Source organism: Streptomyces sp. NPDC004134 (assembly GCF_042874195.1).
In the GTDB taxonomy this organism is placed as follows: Bacteria; Actinomycetota; Actinomycetes; order Streptomycetales; family Streptomycetaceae; genus Streptomyces.
In genome coordinates, this window is the sequence record NZ_JBIAMS010000039.1 from 29,916 (window position 1) to 46,941 (window position 17,026).

Annotated in this window: 14 protein-coding genes; 8 read left to right on the forward strand and 6 right to left on the reverse strand. The window is 75.0% G+C overall.

Annotated features, from left to right (window positions below; all coding sequences use genetic code 11):
• Positions 1-193 precede the first annotated feature (193 nt).
• Positions 194-2,014 (forward strand): PucR family transcriptional regulator, encoded by a 1,821-nt coding sequence (locus tag ACFYVJ_RS33245; protein WP_388899724.1) that lies wholly within the window; start codon positions 194-196, stop codon positions 2,012-2,014.
• An 11-nt stretch (positions 2,015-2,025) separates the two neighbouring features.
• On the opposite strand, the gene ACFYVJ_RS33250 is transcribed toward ACFYVJ_RS33245, so the two are convergent.
• The 3 genes from ACFYVJ_RS33250 to ACFYVJ_RS33260 all read right to left on the reverse strand — a co-directional run bounded on the left by ACFYVJ_RS33250 (position 2,026) and on the right by ACFYVJ_RS33260 (position 5,847).
• Positions 2,026-3,576: an MFS transporter gene (locus tag ACFYVJ_RS33250; protein ID WP_388899727.1), complete on the reverse strand. Its 1,551-nt coding sequence runs from the start codon at positions 3,574-3,576 to the stop codon at positions 2,026-2,028.
• 74 nt (positions 3,577-3,650) lie between these two features.
• Positions 3,651-4,205, reverse strand: coding sequence for a RidA family protein (locus ACFYVJ_RS33255; protein ID WP_388899730.1), 555 nt, complete (start codon positions 4,203-4,205; stop codon positions 3,651-3,653).
• A complete protein-coding gene (locus tag ACFYVJ_RS33260) occupies positions 4,198-5,847 on the reverse strand; it encodes a gamma-glutamyltransferase family protein (protein ID WP_388899732.1) in 1,650 nt (549 codons plus the stop codon). Before ACFYVJ_RS33260 ends, ACFYVJ_RS33255 begins: the two co-directional genes overlap by 8 nt.
• A 290-nt stretch (positions 5,848-6,137) precedes the next feature.
• On the opposite strand from ACFYVJ_RS33260, the gene ACFYVJ_RS33265 reads away from it, so the two are divergent.
• The 5 genes from ACFYVJ_RS33265 to ACFYVJ_RS33285 all read left to right on the forward strand — a co-directional run bounded on the left by ACFYVJ_RS33265 (position 6,138) and on the right by ACFYVJ_RS33285 (position 10,865).
• Complete coding sequence (locus tag ACFYVJ_RS33265) at positions 6,138-7,853, forward strand: hypothetical protein (protein ID WP_388899735.1); 1,716 nt, start codon at positions 6,138-6,140, stop codon at positions 7,851-7,853.
• A 129-nt stretch (positions 7,854-7,982) separates the two neighbouring features.
• The gene (locus ACFYVJ_RS33270; RefSeq protein ID WP_125935606.1) at positions 7,983-8,708 is read left to right on the forward strand and encodes a TenA family transcriptional regulator; all 726 of its coding nucleotides are present in this window, start codon (positions 7,983-7,985) and stop codon (positions 8,706-8,708) included.
• Positions 8,709-8,793: 85 nt separating this feature from the next.
• Complete coding sequence (locus tag ACFYVJ_RS33275) at positions 8,794-9,267, forward strand: Rieske (2Fe-2S) protein (RefSeq protein WP_388899740.1); 474 nt, start codon at positions 8,794-8,796, stop codon at positions 9,265-9,267.
• Between the two features lie 3 nt (positions 9,268-9,270).
• Positions 9,271-10,533: an NAD(P)/FAD-dependent oxidoreductase gene (locus ACFYVJ_RS33280; protein ID WP_388899742.1), complete on the forward strand. Its 1,263-nt coding sequence runs from the start codon at positions 9,271-9,273 to the stop codon at positions 10,531-10,533.
• A gap of 2 nt (positions 10,534-10,535) precedes the next feature.
• Complete coding sequence (locus tag ACFYVJ_RS33285) at positions 10,536-10,865, forward strand: non-heme iron oxygenase ferredoxin subunit (RefSeq protein ID WP_101423794.1); 330 nt, start codon at positions 10,536-10,538, stop codon at positions 10,863-10,865.
• Between the two features lie 16 nt (positions 10,866-10,881).
• Here the strand turns inward: ACFYVJ_RS33285 and ACFYVJ_RS33290 are convergent, their stop codons facing one another.
• From ACFYVJ_RS33290 to ACFYVJ_RS33300, 3 genes are all read right to left on the reverse strand, one after another.
• Positions 10,882-11,310 (reverse strand): protein-tyrosine phosphatase family protein, encoded by a 429-nt coding sequence (locus ACFYVJ_RS33290; RefSeq protein WP_388899745.1) that lies wholly within the window; start codon positions 11,308-11,310, stop codon positions 10,882-10,884.
• Positions 11,311-11,391: 81 nt separating this feature from the next.
• Complete coding sequence (locus ACFYVJ_RS33295; protein WP_388899748.1) at positions 11,392-13,191, reverse strand: bifunctional metallophosphatase/5'-nucleotidase; 1,800 nt, start codon at positions 13,189-13,191, stop codon at positions 11,392-11,394.
• Between the two features lie 352 nt (positions 13,192-13,543).
• The gene (locus tag ACFYVJ_RS33300; RefSeq protein ID WP_388899751.1) at positions 13,544-14,482 is read right to left on the reverse strand and encodes a sigma-70 family RNA polymerase sigma factor; all 939 of its coding nucleotides are present in this window, start codon (positions 14,480-14,482) and stop codon (positions 13,544-13,546) included.
• Positions 14,483-14,587: 105 nt separating this feature from the next.
• On the opposite strand from ACFYVJ_RS33300, the gene ACFYVJ_RS33305 reads away from it, so the two are divergent.
• Positions 14,588-15,391, forward strand: coding sequence for an SDR family oxidoreductase (locus tag ACFYVJ_RS33305; protein WP_388899753.1), 804 nt, complete (start codon positions 14,588-14,590; stop codon positions 15,389-15,391).
• Positions 15,392-15,535: 144 nt separating this feature from the next.
• A complete protein-coding gene (locus tag ACFYVJ_RS33310) occupies positions 15,536-16,372 on the forward strand; it encodes an SAM-dependent methyltransferase (protein ID WP_388899756.1) in 837 nt (278 codons plus the stop codon).
• Positions 16,373-17,026 lie beyond the last annotated feature (654 nt).

A 17,026-nucleotide genomic window follows, 5' to 3' on the forward strand; every position in this document is an offset into this window, starting at 1 on the left:
CCCCGGCCAGGCCGTTTTGCCCGGACTCTGGTGTGCAAGTGCTTTTCTCGACAAGATGACCTCCACGTCCTCATCGGCCGGGCAGCGCGTCGTGGTTCCCGTGACGTTCCTCGTTCCTCGTCCCTAGCTTTGGCGTTTCCGGCCGAGGCGGCTTCGTACAATCCGCACCATCGCCGCAGGAGGATGTAGGCAGATGGCACACGACACATCGCACAAACTGCACATGACGGTGGAATCGCTGCTCGCGGAGCCCGTGTTGCGCGGGCGGCTGCTGGGCGGCAAGGCCGGGCTGCGCCGCGAGGTGACCTGGTGCCTGCCGCTGGCCGAGCTGCCGCCGCCGCCCGGGGCCGGCCGGCCCGCGGCCGGCGAGGACCTCGCGGGCATCGCGGTCTACGCCCCGGCCGCCGAACTCGTCGCCGCCCCCGACTCCCGCCGGCTGCTCTCCGGCCTCGCCGCCCGCGGCGCCGCCGCCGTGCTGGCCCGGCTCCAGCAGGGCATCGAGCCCGACCTCGGGCCGCTGATGCGCGCCGCCGACACCGCCGGGCTGCCGCTGGTGCGGCTGGCGCCCGAGGCGGACTACCACCGCGTGGGGCGGCTGGTGGCGGTGAAGTCGATCGCCGACACGGCGCACGTGCTGGAGTACAGCGTCCGCGTCCACCGCACCCTCGGCGAGGTCTTCGCCTCCGGCTCGGGACTGCCCGCGCTGGCGCGGTCGATGGCCACGCTGTCCGGCGGCTCGGTGCTGATCCTGGACCGCGGCGGCGAGCTGCTGGCCCGCGCCGAGCGCGACCGGGCGGCCTCCGACGCGGAGTGGCAGGAGCTGGCGGACGCCGTCCACGCCAAGGCGGGCGGTGGCCGGCCGCACGCGCCGCGCGCCGGGCACCACCACGTCGCGGCCCGCGACCTCGACGTGGCCGCGCCCTGGGGGGAGCGGCTGCACGTGGTGTGCGCGCCGGTGGGGGTGGCGGGGGAGCCGTACGGGACGGTGGCCGTCGTCGAGCCGGTGCTCGCGCCGGAGTCGCACGCGCTCGCGCAGCACCGGGTGATCGTGGAGCAGGGGGCGCCGCTGGTGGCGTCGGAGATCCTGCGGCAGCGGTCGGTCACGGAGGCGGAGGAGCGCTCGCGGGACGACTTCCTGGACACGCTGGTGCACGGGCGGTTCACGGACGCACACGAACTGGAGGCGCGCTCGCGGCACTACCGCTTCGACATGGACGCGCGGCACGCCGTCTTCGTCGTCGCCATGCCGGCGGCGAGCGCGGCGCGGGCGCAGGCGGTGCAGCGGGCGGTCGCGGGGGCGGCGGACGCGGTGGGCGGCGGCGCGGGCGGCGGCCCCGGAGGTACGGGCCAGGGGGCGGCGGCCGCGGCGCCGGGGCACGGTAAGGGGTTCACCATGGCGACGCTGATGGGCCGGCTGCTGGTCGTCGTCGCCGAGTTCGCGGCGGCCGACGCCGCGGCGCCGTTCGACGCGCAGGCCGAGAAGACGGCGCTGCAGCGGTACGGGCGGTGGCTGCACCGGCTGGTGACCGGCCGGGCGGACGCCGCCGCGCAGATCGCGTACGGCCGGGCGGCCACGGGCGCGGCCGGGGTGGCGGCGAGCTTCCGCGAGGCGCGGATCACGCTGGAGCTGTCGGGGCGGGTGCAGGTGCCGGAGGTGTGCGGGTACGCGGAGCTGCGGGTGTTCGCGGCGGTCGAGGAGGCGGCGGCGAGCGCGCAGGGGCGGGAGTTCGCCCGCGAGGTGCTGGAGCCGCTGCGCCGCGCGGACGGCCAGACGGGCAACCTGGAGCAGGTCGTGCTCGCGTACATCGCCGAGTCGGGCAACCTCAACGCGGCGGCGCGCCGGCTCCAGCTCCACCGCAACACGATGCTCTACAAGCTCGAACGGGCCTCGCGGGCGCTCCAGATGGACGTGCGGTCCGCGGAGACGCAGTTCACGGTCTGGCTGGCGCACCGCATCCAGACGCTGAACGACTCGCTGCGGGTGCTCCAGGCCGAGCTGTCACCCCCGGCGTAGCCGCGGGGCCCTCAGCGGGTACGTACCGAAAGCTGCGCCTCCGGTACGGCCGCGGCGTCGGGCTGCGGGTCCTTGCCGGCGAAGGAGAAGAGGAACGCCGCCGCCGCCAGGGCCGCGCCGGTGCCGAAGACCCAGACCAGACGCTCCGGTTCGGTGCCCAGCAGGGCGACCGAGGCGGTGCCGAGGGCGGTGGCGCCGAACCGTACGAGGTTGAAGAGCCCGAGGCCCGCGCCCGTACGGCCCGCCCGGGACCGGGACGCGCCGGTCGCCGCCGGGGTCTGGATGAACGCCACCCCCGCGCCCAGCGCCAGCAGCGCCGCGGCCAGCGGCGGCGCCGCCCCGTGCCACCCGGCGACGGCGGCCAGCGCGCCGAGCCCGGCCAGCAGCGTCAGCAGCCCGCCGCGCATGGCGGCCCGGCCGCCGAACCGCTCGGTGGCCCGGCCCGCGACGGGGGCGAGCGACGCCATGGCCAGCGGCAGTGCGAGCACCACGAGACCGGTGGTGCCCTCGGGCAGGCCGTGCGTCTCGACCAGGTACACCGGCGCCGCGAGCAGCGTGGCCCCCAGCGCGTACATCTGCGCGGCGGCGGCGAACGACGAGCGCAGATACCGCACTTCGACCAGGTGCCGGGGCCGCAGGAACGCGCCCGGCCGGCCCCGCTCGACCAGGAGGAACGCGGCCAGGCAGAGCAGCCCGCCGCCCGCGAGCCCCCACACCGCGGGGGAGCCGATGCCCTGCGACGGCACCGCGGAGGTGGCGGTCAGCAGGAGGGCGGCGCCGCCGGTGACGGTGAGCGCGCCGCGCCAGTCGAGCCGGGTGCGGGCGGGCGGTGCCTGCGGCTTGGGCAGCAGCAGTCTGCCGCCGAGGACGACGAGCGCGGACAGCGGCACGATCTGCCAGAACACCGCGCGCCAGCCCAGGAACTCGGCGAGCAGCCCGCCGGTCGTCGGCCCGAGCGCCTGCCCGGCGCCGTTGGCCGCCGCCCACAGCGACAGCGCCCGCCCCCGCCGTCCCTCCCCGAGCACCTGCACCACCAGCACCATCACCACGGGCAGCACCGGCGCGGCGGCGAGCCCCTGCAGCATCCGGAAGGCCACGAGCACCGGCAGGCTCGGCGCCAGCGCGGCCCCGGCGGAGCCGACGAGCACGCCGGACATCGCCCAGCACAGGACGCGGCGGTGCCCGAACCGGTCGCCGAGCCAGCCGGAGACGGGCATGAGGGCGGCGAGGGTCACGGGGAAGGCGGTGGCGACGAGCACACCGCGGCTGAGGGGGGCGTCGAGGTCGGCGAGGATGGAGGTCATCGGGACGTTGACGACGGTGTTGGCCATCGTGGTGGTCACGGTGGCGGTCAGCACGGGCAGCAGCCCCCACCGGCTGGGCCGGCGGGCGGGAGCGGGCTCGGCCGGGGGACCGGCGGCCGATACGGATCCGGCGGCGGGCCCGGCGGCGGCCGCGGGCGCGGCGCCCGGCGGCGGCGCGGGCTCGTGGCGGGCCGCGCGCCCCGGGCCCGGTACGGACCCGGCGCCGCCGGAGGGCGCCGACGCGTCCGCCGGCGCCACCGCGGGCGCCGGCCCGGCTCCCGCGGGCCTGTTCCGCTGTCGCGAGTTACGGCGCCACCACGTGCGGACGCGCTTCATGGGCGTACGGCCGCCGTCAGTTCGACCTCCACCGGCGCCCCCGACGGCAGCGACCTGACCCCGATGGCCGACCGCACCGGCAGCCCCGCCGCGGGCGCGGCCTCGCGGAGCCCCGCGGTGGCGCCGTCGGCGACGGCCGACAGGTCCGTGAAGCCGTCGACGCACGCCACGTACACCGTCATCCGCAACAGCCGCCGCAGCCGCCCCGCGTCGCCGTCCAGCGCGGCGACGATCGCCGCGACGGCGTTGCGCGCCGCGAGCCCGGCGGCGTCGCGCGCCACCGCGGGGGCGACGTCGCCGCCCACGAGCCCGGTGACGGTCAGCCGTCCTTCGACCCGCGGCGTCATCCCCGCGCTGAGCGCGAGCCCGCCGTCGACGACGGCGGCCCGGTAGTCCCCCTGCGGTACGGGCGCGGCGGCCCCGTTCCCGCTGCCGCCCGCCGCCTCCGCGGCGGCCGCAACGCCCGCGCCGGGTGCCCCCGTTCCCGTACGACCGGACGGTCCCGCCCCCGCGGCCCCCACCGGCCCCGGCACCGCATCCCCCTCAGACACCGAGCGCCACCCCGTCCTGCCGCGGGTCCGCGCCGCCCAGCAAGCAGCCCCGTTCCCGGTCCGCCGTGATCACCATCGCGCTGCCGCCCCCGCCCCACGGCCCCGCGTCGGTCACCGCGTGCCCCCGCTCCCGCAGCCCCGCGAGCACCCCCGCGCCCAGCCGCGACTCGCACCGCAGCTCTTCCGGCTGCCCGAGGACGTCCGCGTCGCTGCCCGGGTGGATGAAGAACCGCGGTGCCTCCACCGCCGCCTGCGGGTCCATCCCGTGGTCCAGCAGGTGTGAGATGAGCTGCGTGTTCCACTGCACCTGGCCGTCACCGCCCGGGGTGTTCCCGACATGCTCCAGACCTCCCGCCGTGTCCGTGACGATCCACGCGTTCAGCGTGTGCAGCGGACGGCGGCGCGGCCGGACCGCGTTGGGGTGGCCGGGGATGAGGTACGCGCCGCGGCCCAGGCGGTTGTTGAGCAGCACGCCGGTGCCGGGGACCGTGACCTTCGAGCCGAACGTGAACGCGAGCGAGTGGATGTAGCTCACCGCCCGCCCCTCCGCGTCCACGGCGACCATCGACGTCGTGTCGCCGTCCGCGGGCCCCGCCGCACCCGGCGGCGCCTCGCCGCGCGCGAGGCGTTCGCGCGCCGCCGCGACCGCGGCCGGCGTCAGCGTCTCCCGCCACGCCTCGGTGTCGCTCGCGCAGCGCTCCACGCGGTCCGCGAAGGACAGCCGGGCCGCCGACGCCAGCAGGTGCACGGCGTCGGCGCCGAGGGGGGCGAGGGCGCCGAGGGTGCCGTCGCAGAGGGCGAGTTGCTGGAGGGCCATCCAGCCGGGGGTGGGGAGCGGGGTCTGGTGCACGGTACGGCCGCGGTAGGCGGTGCCGATCGCCGGCTGCGGTGCCACGTCGCCGCAGAGCGCCCACTCCTCGCCGCTGAACGGCGCGCCCGCCGCGCGCAGGGCGGCTACGGCCCGCTCCGCGAACGCGCCGGTGTAGAAGGCGGCGGGGTCGGCGGCGAGGGTGCGTATCGTCGCGGCCAGGTCCGGCTGCGCGAGCCGGTGGCCGACGGCGGGCGGGCGGCCGGCGGGCAGCAGGTTCCGCAGCGCGTCGGGGTCGGCGGCCAGGAGTTCCTGCACCTCCGCTATGTCGCCCCGGGTCTTCGCGGTGCAGGGCTGGCCGCCCTCGGCGGCGCGGGCGGCGGGGCCCCACAGCGCGGCGAGTTCGCGGCTTGCGCCGGCGGCGTGCAGGGCGGCGAGGGCGGCGGGCGCGCCGGGTACGGCGACGGAGAGCGGTCCGGAGAGCGGCACCGCGTCGTGGCCCTGGGCGGCGTAGAAGTCGAGGTCGCCGCCGTCGGGCCCGTAGCCGCTGCCGGAGACCGTCCACACCCGGCCGTCCGGCTCCCGTACGACGGCGAAGGCGTCGCCGCCGACGCCGCACTGGCCCGGCAGCGCGACCCACGACATCGCGGCCATCGCCAGCGCCGCGTCCACGGCGTTGCCCCCGTCGCGCAGCACGGCGGCGCCGGCGAAGGTGACGGCGGGGTGCGCGCTCGCGGCCATGCCGCCGGCGGCGAGCACCGGGGTACGGGGCGGGCGCTGCTGCTCAGGCGGCTGCTGGACGGACGGCTGCTGCGACTCGTACGACTCGGCCATACGGCGAGTATCCGCCCGGCAGAACCGAAGATCCATGTGCAATCTGCCCCCGGATCCGGCGACCCCCTTGTGCGTACCGCACATTCGGGACCCCCGGCAACGGCTTCGACCCCGCCGGGAAACGACGAGGAAACTCCGGGGTCTTCCCGCCCGCACAGTGCACAAATAATGTGCCGGACAATGTGCACCCTCCCCCTGTGGCCTGGCAGAAACGGTCGCCAGAGTGCCGCACAACCATCGGACTTCGGCCGCCCGGCAGCACTGCCGGGCGCCGGGTAGGGAGTGCGGACGTGGAGCTGACTGCTGCGCACTGGACGTATCTCGCGGGGGTTGTCGTCATCATCGGCGTGATGATCGCGCGGCGTAATGTCGTCGTTCCCGCGGTCATCGCGACCTTTTTCACGGCCTGGTTCTACAGCGGCAGCCTCGTCAAGGGGCTGGCCGCGATCTTCTCCGCGAGCCTGACCGCGGCCGGGGAGCTTTTCAGTATCTTCCTCATCATCGCCCTCATCACCGCCTTGCTCGGCGCGATGCGCGCGATGGGTGCGGAACGGCGCATGGTGGTGCCGTTCCGGGCGCTGATGCGCAACGGGCGGATGGCGTTCGTCGCCATCGCCGGCGTCACGTACTTCATCAGCCTGTTCTTCTGGCCGACGCCCGCCGTGCCGCTGATCGGCGCGATCCTGCTGCCCGCGGCGATCCGGGCCGGGCTGCCCGCGATCAGCGCGGCGGCGGCCATCGCCATCGCGGGCCAGGGCATGGCGCTCTCCAGCGACTACGTGATCCAGGTGGCGCCGGGACTGTCCGCGAAGGCGGCGGGGGTGGAGACCTCCGCGGTCGCGGACCGCGCCATGGTGCTGTCGGTGATCACCGGGGTGGTGGCGCTGACGCTGGTGTACCTGAAGGGGCGGCGCTCCTTCGGCACGGTCAGCGAGGAGCACCGACTGCGCTGGGAGGCCGAGGCGGAGACGCTGTCGGCGGACGGCGGGGGAGTGTCCCTCGGCGGTACGGGGGCGGGGCGCACGGCGCGTACGGCGGCGGCGTCCGGCGGGTCCGCGGGGGCGGCGACGAAGCTGCTCAGCCCGCCGGGGGACGGGGGCTCAGGCAGTAGCGGAACCGATTCTGCTACGGACCCGGGCGCCGCCTCCGCCTCCGTCCCGGGCACCGGCCCCGGCTCCGGCCCGGACCGCAAGCCCGGCCCGGGCTCCGGCCCCGGCTCCGGCCCGGACCGCAAGCCCGGCCCGGGCTCCGGCCCCGGCTCCAACTCCGACTCCGACTCCGGCGCGATCCCCGGCGAACCCGTGCGCCGCTCCCGCGCGTTCGCCCTCATCGTGCCGCTGACCTTCGCCGCCATCGTCGGCTACATGCTCCTCGGCAAGTTCACCGGCGCCGTCACCGAGGTCCAGGGCGGCGAGGCCGCCGGGCTCGTCGGCGGCGTCGCGATGCTGCTGCTCTTCGCCGCCGTGTTCTGCTGCGACGGCAAGGAGGGCCTGACCACCGCCGCCGACCACGTCGTCGACGGGCTGGTGTTCGCGTTCAAGGCCATGGGCGTCGTCGTGCCCATCGCCGGCTTCTTCTTCCTCGGCAACGTCGACTTCATCAGCGAGATCACCGGCGTCCAGGACGACGACCCGCCGGCGCTGCTCTTCGACCTCGTCACCGCCGTCGACCAGTACATCCCCGACATCGGCTTCGTCGTGGCGTTCGCCATCCTCATCATCGGCATGATCACCGGCCTGGAGGGCTCGGGGTTCGCCGGCCTGCCGCTGACCGGCTCGCTCTCCGGCTCCCTCGGCCCGGCCGCGGACGTCGACCCGGCGACGCTGGCCGCCGTGGGGCAGATGGGCTCGGTGTGGACCGGCGGCGGCGTGCTCATCGCGTGGTCGTCGCTGCTGGCGGTCGCGGGGGTGGCGCGGGTGCCGGTGCAGGAGGTCGTACGGCACTGCTTCGTGCCGGTCGTCGCCGGTCTGGTGACGGCCACGGCGCTGGCGACCGTCCTCTTCTGACGCCCGCCCGCACCCGTACCCGGCACTGTGCACAGAGATTGCGCACACGCCTGTGCACAAACACCATCCTCGACTCCCCCGCACGCTCCCTACTTTGGTGACACACGGACCGCGGAAAGGACGCAGCAGATGACGGAACTGCTCTCTAGAGACGAATTCCGCAGCGCGCTCGAAGAGGCCATCAAGGGCCGCGAGGCGAAGAACGCCTCCTTCAGTACCGCGTGGGCGGAAGGACAGCTCAAGCGCGAGCACTTCGCCCGCTGGGCGGAGAACCACTACCACTACGTCGGCCCGTTCGCCGACTACCTGGGGTACATCTACGGAAACACCCCGGACGAATTCACGGGCGCCAAGGACTTCACGCTCCAGAACATGTACGAGGAGGAGCTGGCGGACATCCGCCACACCGACCTCCTCATCCGCTTCGCGGAGGCGTGCGGCACCACCAAGGAGCGCATCGAGGACCCCTCGAACATGAACCCCGTCACCCGCGGCCTGCAGTCCTGGTGCTACGCGGTCGCCATGCGCGAGCACTTCGTGGTCGCCACCGCCGCGCTCGTCGTGGGCCTGGAGTCGCAGGTGCCGAGCATCTACAAGAAGCAGATCGTGCCGCTGAGGGAATCGTACGGATTCACCGAGGACGAGATCGAGTTCTTCGATCTGCACATCACCTCGGACGTGGTGCACGGCGAGCGCGGATACCAGATCGTGCTCGACCACGCCGACACCCCGCGGCTCCAGCAGCGGTGCCTGCAATTCGTCCGCTGGGGCGCGGAGATGCGCTACTCGTACACCCAGGCGCTCTACGACCACTACGTACGGCCGGACCTGGAGCCGGCCGCGGCCGCCGCCTGAAAGGACCGCGGGCCGGCAGACGGCGGCGGCCGGACGCGACATTCCGGCCGCCGCCGTCTCTTCATATCCGCAAGGAGCACAGCACATGGCCGAATGGACGCGGGTCGCCGAACTCACCGACGTGAGCAGGCGCAGAAAGAAGCTGGTGGCGCTCGGCGAGGAGCGGGTCGCGCTCTTCTACGCCGAGGGCGAGGTGTTCGCGTTCCGCGACGCCTGCGTGCACAAGGGCAAGTCGCTGGCGCGCGGCACCGTGCTGCACGGCCGGGTCGTCTGCCCGGGGCACCAGTGGGCGTTCGACCTGCGCACCGGGCAGGCGGACGACCGCGAGGAGTGCCAGCCGCGGTACGAGGTACGGGTCGCGGACGGCGGAGTGTGGCTGCGCCCGGCCGCCCTCGCGGCCGCCGCCGCGCCGGCCCCGGCCGCCGCCGCGGCACCCGGCCGCGTACCCGCCGCCGCCCCCGCCTCCGTAACCGCCGGGGCGGCGGACTCCGCACCCCCGTCCGCCACTCCGCCGTCCGTCCCGTACCCCGCCTCACCCACCGCCGCCACCCAGGAGTGACCCATGCCCGACACCCCCAGGAGCGTCGTCGTGATCGGCGCCAGCCAGACCGCGGCCGTCGCCGCGCGCACCCTGCGCCGCCGCGGCTTCGACGGCGGCATCGTCCTCGTCGGCGATGAGCCGCACGCCCCGTACCAGCGCCCCCCGCTCAGCAAGGAGCTGCTGGAGGGCGCGGCCGAGGACTCCGACGCGGCGCTGCTCTCCGAAGAGTGGTGCCGTGACAACGCCGTCGAACTGCGCCTCGGCACCGCCGCCCGGCGCATCGACACCGCCGCCGGCACCGTGGAACTGGCCGACGGCACGGCCGTCCCCGGCGACCGGTTCCTCCTCGCCACCGGCGCGAGCGCCCGGCGGCTGCCGGGCGTGGCGGAGGGCGACGAGCGGATCATCCACCTCCGCGGGCTGTGCGACGCGCTGCGGCTGCGCTCGCTGCTGCGCCCCGGCGGCCGGCTGGTGATCGTCGGCGCGGGCTTCGTCGGCTCCGAGGTCGCCTCGACGGCGCTGGCGCGCGGGGTGCGGCCGGTGGTCATCGAGCAGGCCGCGGTGCCGCAGGCGCGGGTCCTGGGCGAGGAGATGGGCCGTTTCTGCGCGGACGTCCAGCGCGCCGCGGGGGTGGAGCTGCACACCGGCGAGACCGTCGCGTCGGTACGTACCGGTCCCGAGGGCGTCGTCGTCACCACGGAGTCCGGGCTGGCTGTCGAGGGGGACGCGGTGGTCGTCGCGGTCGGCGCGGTGCCCAACACCGCGGTCGCGCGGGCCTCGGGGGTCGCGGTGGAGAACGGCGTCCTCGTCGACGAACACTGCCGTACGAGCGTCCCCGGCATCTTCGCCGCGGGCGACGTGGCCAACCACCGGCACCCGCTGTACGGGCGGTGGGTGCGGGTCGAGCACTTCGACAACGCGAACAAGCAGGGGATGGTGGCCGCGAAGAACATCCTGGGCCGCACGGCGGTGCACGGGGAGCCGCACTGGTTCTGGTCGGACCAGTTCGGCCTCAACCTCCAGCACGTCGGGCACGCGCGCGCGTGGGACCGGCTGGTGGTCCGCGGCTCGGTGGCGGAGCGCGACTTCACGGCGTTCTACCTCGAAGAGGGGGTGCTGCGGGCGGCGTTCGCGGCGGAGCGCGGCGGGGACGTGATGGCGGCGAAGGAGCTGATCGCCCGTGCGGCCGCGCCGGATCCAGCGAAGCTGGCGGACGAGGACGTGGACCTGGCGGAGCTGGCGGAAGAGGCGGCGGCCCAGCCGGCGCTGGCGGGAGGAAACTGACGATGCCCGACACCGAGAACGCGACGTATGTCCGGGTCGCCCGCTCCGGCCAGGTCCCGGAGGGAGTGGTGCGCCGCTTCTTCGTCGGCGACACCGAGCTGGCGGTCTCCCGCTTCGAGGGCGAGGTATACGCGAGCGCCAACTACTGCACGCACCTGGCCTGCCACCTGTCGTCCGGCAAGGTCACGGAGGACGGGCTGCTGTGCTCGTGCCACGGCAGTGTCTTCGACTTCGCCACGGGGGAGCCGCTGTCGCCGCCGGCGGTGAAGCCGATCAAGGTGTACGAGGTACGGGAGGAGAACGGGGAGATCCTGGTGGCGGGGCTGGAGTAGGGGAAGGGGAGCGGGCTTACGGGAAGCGGGCGGCGTAGCGGCGCTGCCAAGGGGTCTCCACCGCACGGCGGTTGTAGTGCTCCCGTACGTATGCCACCGCGCGGCCCGCGGGGACGCCGTCCAGCACCGCGAGGCAGGCCAGCGCCGTTCCCGTACGGCCCACCCCGCCGCCGCAGGCGACCTCCACCCGCTCCCGGTCCGCCCGCTCCCACGCCTCCCGCAGCGCCGCCTCCGCCGCACCGCGGTCGGCCGGCAGCCGGAAGTCGGGCCACCGGACCCAGCGGCTCTCCCACGCCGTCTCCGGCGCGGGGCGGCCCAGCAGGTACACCCCCAGCTCCGGATCCGGGCCCGCGGGCGCCGGCTTGCGCAGCCCGCGCCCGCGCACGTACCGCCCGGACGGCAGTCGCATCACTCCGGCACCGGTGGGCTCCCACGTCTCGCTCATACCGCCGAGCGTAGCCGCGGGAGCCCGCCCGCCAGGTGCGTATGCCCTACTGCGCCTTACTGCTTGCTGCTTACCGTCTGATCACTGCCTGACGTCGATGCGCGCCGGCGACGGCGGTGCCAGCGGGGCGTCGGGCGAGCTGGCGTTCTGCAGGTAGGTGACGAGGGCCGCGGTGTCGGTCAGGTCGCCGCCCTGCCGGTCCGTACCATCCTTGAACGCCGTGAACCCGTCGCCGCCCTCGCCGAGGAACTCGCTGACGGTCACCCGGTACTCCCGGTCGGCCACCACCGGTTCGCCCGCGACCCGTACGCTCGCCGCGTCGAGCCGTGCCCCGCCCTCGCGGCGCAGATCCACCGCGTACGACAGCTCCGCCGAGGGCTGGAGGAACCGGGGGCTGTTCGCGTTCGCGCCCGAGAAACCGTTCCGCAGCGCCGCGACCAACTGCTCGCCCGTGAGCGTCATCGTCACGATCGCGGACTCGAACGGCGAGACGCGGAACGCCTCCGCGTAGGTCACCACCCCGTCACCCTCGTCGCCGGCCGACCCGTACGTGAGGTCCCCGCGGATCCCGCCCGGCTGGATGAAGCCGATCTCGGCGCCGTTGCCGCGGGTGGCGTCGGCCAGCCCGTCGGCGATCACGCCGCCGAGCGGCCGTTCGGGCGCGGACGAGCCGCGGCCCGGCAGGTCGGCGGTGATGTAGCCGACAGGCTTGTTCTCCAGCTCGGCGGAGCGCTCGCGCCAGGTGCCGACGAGCTTGGCCATCGCCGGGTCCTGCGGGGCGGAGGTGAGCACGGGGTGGTTGGCGGCCTCCACGGTGCCGCGGAGCACGTCGCCCGTCTCGGGGTCGAGGGCGAAGCGCAGGTCGGTGTACGTACGGCCGAAGGACGCGGCCTGCGTGACGACGCGCGGATCGCCCGCGGGGTCGGCGACGGTGCACACGTAGGGCTCGTGCGAGTGCCCGCTGAGGACCATGTCGACGTCCGGCGTGAACGACGCGGCGAGCCTGCGGATCGGCTGCCCCAGCTTCGCGGCGGGGCCGCCCTCGTCGCAGTTTTCGTTGTACGGGATGCTTCCGCCGTGGGCGCCGCCCTCGTGGAGGACGACGGTCTGCGCGGTCACGCCCATGCCGGTCAGCTCGCGCGAGTAGCGGTCGACGGTCTCGACCTCGTCGTGGAACTCGACGTCGCGGATGCGCGCGGCGGAGATCGCGTCGGGTGCGTTCTCGGTGATCAGCCCGATGAAGCCGATGCGCTGGCCGCCGGGCAGGGTCTTGATCCAGTACGGCGGCAGCAGCGGCTGGGTGCCGCCCTTGCGGGTGACGTTGGCGGCGAGGTACGGGAAGTCCGCGCCGTCGTACGGCTCGTCCGGCACGGCGCAGCCGTCGGCGGGGTGGCAGCCGCCATGCGCGATGCGGAGGAGTTCTTCTGGGCCCTCGTCGAACTCGTGGTTGCCGACGGACGCGACGTCGAGGCCGAGCTCCTCCAGGGCGTCGACGGTGGGCTCGTCGTGGAAGTTGGCGGAGAGCAGCGGGCTGCCGCCGATGAGGTCGCCGGCGCCGACGGTGAGGGAGTTGGGCTGCCCCTCGCGGGCGTCCTTGAGGAGGGCCGCGAGCCCGGCGACGCCGCCGGCCTGGGTGCGTACCACGTCGCCGGAGTCGGTGACGCGGGAGACGGAGCCGGCGGGGCCGTCGACGGGGTCGAGGTTGCCGTGCAGGTCGTTGAGGGCGAGGAGTTGGACGGGCACGGGGCCGCGCTGGGCGGCCGGCTCGGTGGCCGCGGACGGGCCGGTCCAGGAGAGCAGGGAGAGCCCCAGGACCGCGGCGGCGCCGGCGGCCAGCGCGCGGCGGCGCGGGAGCGCCGGGCGGGCTTTCATGATCAACATGGCGCACACCGTAGGGCGGTGCGGATGGCCGGCGGGACGGGTGGGAGGGCTGCCACCCGGGGGAGGGGGGAGCTTCACCCGTTGGGGGGGCGGGTGTTGGGGGCGGGCCGCGGGCGCGCGCCGGGCGTGGTGCCTGGGCGCGCGCCGGGGCCGGTGCCGCCGTCCGCGCCGGGGGCGATGCAGCCTCCGCCCGGCGCCGGTGGCGGCGGCCGGGAGAGGGCCGCCGGGAGCTGGGCCCCGGGGGACGGCCCCGGGGACGGCCCCCGGAGGATGGCCCCTGGGAGACGCCCTCGGAAGACGCCTCGGAAGACGCCTCGGAAGACGCCCCGGAAGACGCCCCAGGGCCCCGCGCTCACCCCTCCAGCACGCCCAGCTCCACCTCCCGCAGCCGGTCCGCGTCCGCGATGACATCGATCTCCGTGATCAGCCCGTCCGCCACGGTGAAGCTCAGCAGCAGCCGCATCCGCCCCAGCGGCGCCATGACGAGGCCCACGCCGCCGTCGATCAGCGCGGGACCGGTGAACTGCGCCCGGCCCGCGGCGGCCATCGCGCCCTGCGCCACCGGCGTCGCGCCGCGCACCTCGACCGGCTCCGGCGTGGGGATCGCCGCGCGGTCGGCCCGTAGCACCACGTCGGGATGGAGAAGGGACACGAGTGCTTCGAAGTCCCCGCCGCGCGTGGCGGCCAGGAACGCGTCCACGACCCGCCGCCTGCGCCGCAGGTCCTCCCCCGGCGCGGCGGCGGGCGCTGCCCGGCCCCGTACGCGACGGCGGGCGCGGCTCGCGAGCTGGCGGGCGGCGGCGGGGGTGCGCTCCAGCATCGGCCCGATCTCGTCGAAGGGGACGGCGAACATGTCGTGCAGCACGAACGCGAGCCGCTCCGCGGGCGCCAGCGTGTCCAGGACGACGAGCAGTGCGACGCCCACGGAGTCGGCGAGCAGCGCCTCCTCCTCGGGGTCCCGTGGCCCGGCTGCGCGGTCGGGGGCGGCGCCGGCGCCCTCGTACCCGTACCCGGACTCGTACTCCAGCGGCTCCTCCCGCCGGTGCGTGCGCGACCGCAGCATGTTCAGGCAGACCCGCGACACGACGGTGACAAGCCAGGCCGCCAGGTCCTCGATCGCGTCGGCGTCGGACCGGCTCAGCCGCAGCCAGGTCTCCTGCACGGCGTCGTCGGCCTCCGCGGCCGACCCCAGCATCCGGTACGCCACGGACCGCAGCCGGCTCCGCTCGGCCTCGAAACGCTCGGCCAGACGATCGGCCGGATGCCCCTCGGGAAACTTCTGCTCGTCCATCCGTCACATCCCTCACTCGCGGGGGGTCCCTGCAGTAGACCCCATCCGACCTGCGGGTTGTGATCGGGGTGCACGCGTACGACAGCGAAACCACCTGGAGTGATCATGACGTCAGCCATTCTGCTCACCGGCGGCACCGGCACCCTCGGCCGGCTGGTCGCGCCGCTGCTGCTCGCCTCGGGCGCCAAGCTGCGGATCCTGAGCCGGCAGCCCCGGGACGCGGGCGACGCGCTCGCGGAGGGCGCCGAGTACGTCGCGGGCGACCTCACCACGGGGGAGGGCGCGGCGGCGGCCGTCGCGGGCGCGGACGTGATCGTCCACTGCGCCGGCACCTCCAAGGGCGACGACGTGAAGACCGGGCACCTGGTCGACGCCGCCACCGCGGCGGGGAACGCGCACCTCGTCTACATCTCCGTCGTCGGCGCCGACCGCACCCCGGTCGTCAGCGGCCTCGACCGCGCGATGTTCGGCTACGTGGCCGCGAAGCGCGCCTCCGAGGAGATCGTCGCCGGCTCCGGCCTGCCGTGGACGACGCTGCGCGCCACCCAGTTCCACGAGCTGACGCTGACCACGGCGCGCGCGATGGCCCGTATGCCGGTGCTCCCGGCCCCCTCCGGCTTCCGCATCCAGCCGATCGCCGCGGCGGAGGTCGCCGAGCGCCTGGCGGAACTGGCGCTCGCGGCGCCCGCGGGGATGGTGGCGGAGATGGGCGGCCCGCGCGCGTACGACATGAAGGAGCTGCTCCGCGGCTACCTGAAGGCCACGGGCAGGCGCCGCCCGGTCCTGCCGATGCGCATGCCGGGAAAGGCGGCGGCGGCCTTCCGCGCGGGCGCCAACCTGACTCCCGACCACGCGGTGGGGCGCCAGACGTGGGAGGAGTTCCTGGCGGCGGCGACGGCGGAGGGCTGACGGGGACGGTGTGCCGGAGTTCGAGGCGGACCGGACACGTGGGGTTGGGCCGCGCGGCGGATTGTCACCCGGGGCCGCCACTATCTTGGGCGGCTACCGGTGACACTGGTGAGGTGGGTAGCACCGGCGGCTAGGAGGCGGTTCATGTACCGAGGCGAGGACCCTCGTCAGGTGATCGACAACACGGTCCCCCACTCGGCGAGAGTGTGGAACTACCTCCTCGGCGGCAAGGACCACTACGAGGCCGACCGCAGAGCGGCCGACGCGTACAGAGAGACCTTCCCCCAGATCACCGACATCGCGCGCACGGACCGCGCGTTCCTGGGCCGCGCCGTGAACTATCTGGCCGCGGAGGCCGGCATCCGCCAGTTCCTCGACATCGGTACCGGGCTGCCGACGATGAACAACACGCACGAGGTCGCGCAGCGGGCGGCGCCGGACGCGCGCATCGTCTACGTCGACAACGACCCCATGGTCCTCACCCACGCCCGCGCCCTGCTGACCTCCACACCCGAGGGCTCCTGCGACTACATCCACGCGGACCTCCGCAACCCGGAGGCGATCGTCGCGGGCGCGGCGGACACCCTGGACTTCACCCGCCCGGTGGCGCTCACGCTGCTCGGCATCCTGCACTTCCTCCGCGACTACGACGAGGCCCGAAGGGCCGTCCGCCACCTGCTGGAAGCGGTCCCGCAGGGCAGCTACTTGGCCCTCACCCACGCGACGCTGGACCCGTCGCTGGGTGGCACGGAGGTGGCGGCGCAGAACAGGCGGGCCCAGGACCAGTACAACGCAGCGGCGGCGGTGCCGCTGACGCCGCGGACGCGGGAGGAGATCGAGGGGTTCTTCGAGGGGCTCGAGGTGATCGAGCCGGGGGTGGTGTCGATGAGCAGGTGGCGGCCGGAGGCGGACGGGCAGGGGGACGGGGAGGGGGCGCCGGCGGCGGTGTTCGGGTATTGCGGGGTGGGTCGGAAGGGGTAGGCGTGCGCCCTGGCTGGGGTGGGCGTTGAACTGCGGTTCGGCGTAAGGGAGGGGCCGAGCGACGAGGGGTGTGCCGCCTCGGGGTTGCCGGTCGGTGTGGTGCCGGGTCGGTGTGGTCGGCGTGGTCGGCGTGGAGGTGGGGTGGGCCGGGCAGGCGCGTTGACCGGTGGTCGGGGGGCTGGGTTGCGTCTGGCGTCGGTCTGTTGGCTGGGGGGCTGGTCCGGGTCCGGCGTCGGCCCGCTCGCTCGGGGGGCTGGTCGGCGTCTTGAGTCCGCCCGTTCGCTCCGTTCGCCCGTAGACCCGTTCTCCGGGAGCCCGTCGGCTAGCCGGGGTCCCGATCTCCCATCACGCCGCCCGGGGGTCCCTTCCCCCGCCCGCCCGCTCGCCTGATCCCCCGGGTCTCGTCCTCTTCGCCAGGAGACCCGATCCGCCGGGCAGCCAGCGGACCATGTCCCCTCGCGCCGGCCCAGGTCGCCGGGTCTGGTGCGTTCCCCGCCCTGTACGTTCCCTCGCGCCCGCCCAAGGTGTGCGCCGGGTCTGGCGGGTTCCTTCCCGTACCTCCCCTCACACCCGCCCAAGGGTAGGCGCCTGCTCTGACAGTGAGGATTGGTGATGGCACCGCCCGGGGGTCTGGCTCTTGCTCTGACTGACGCT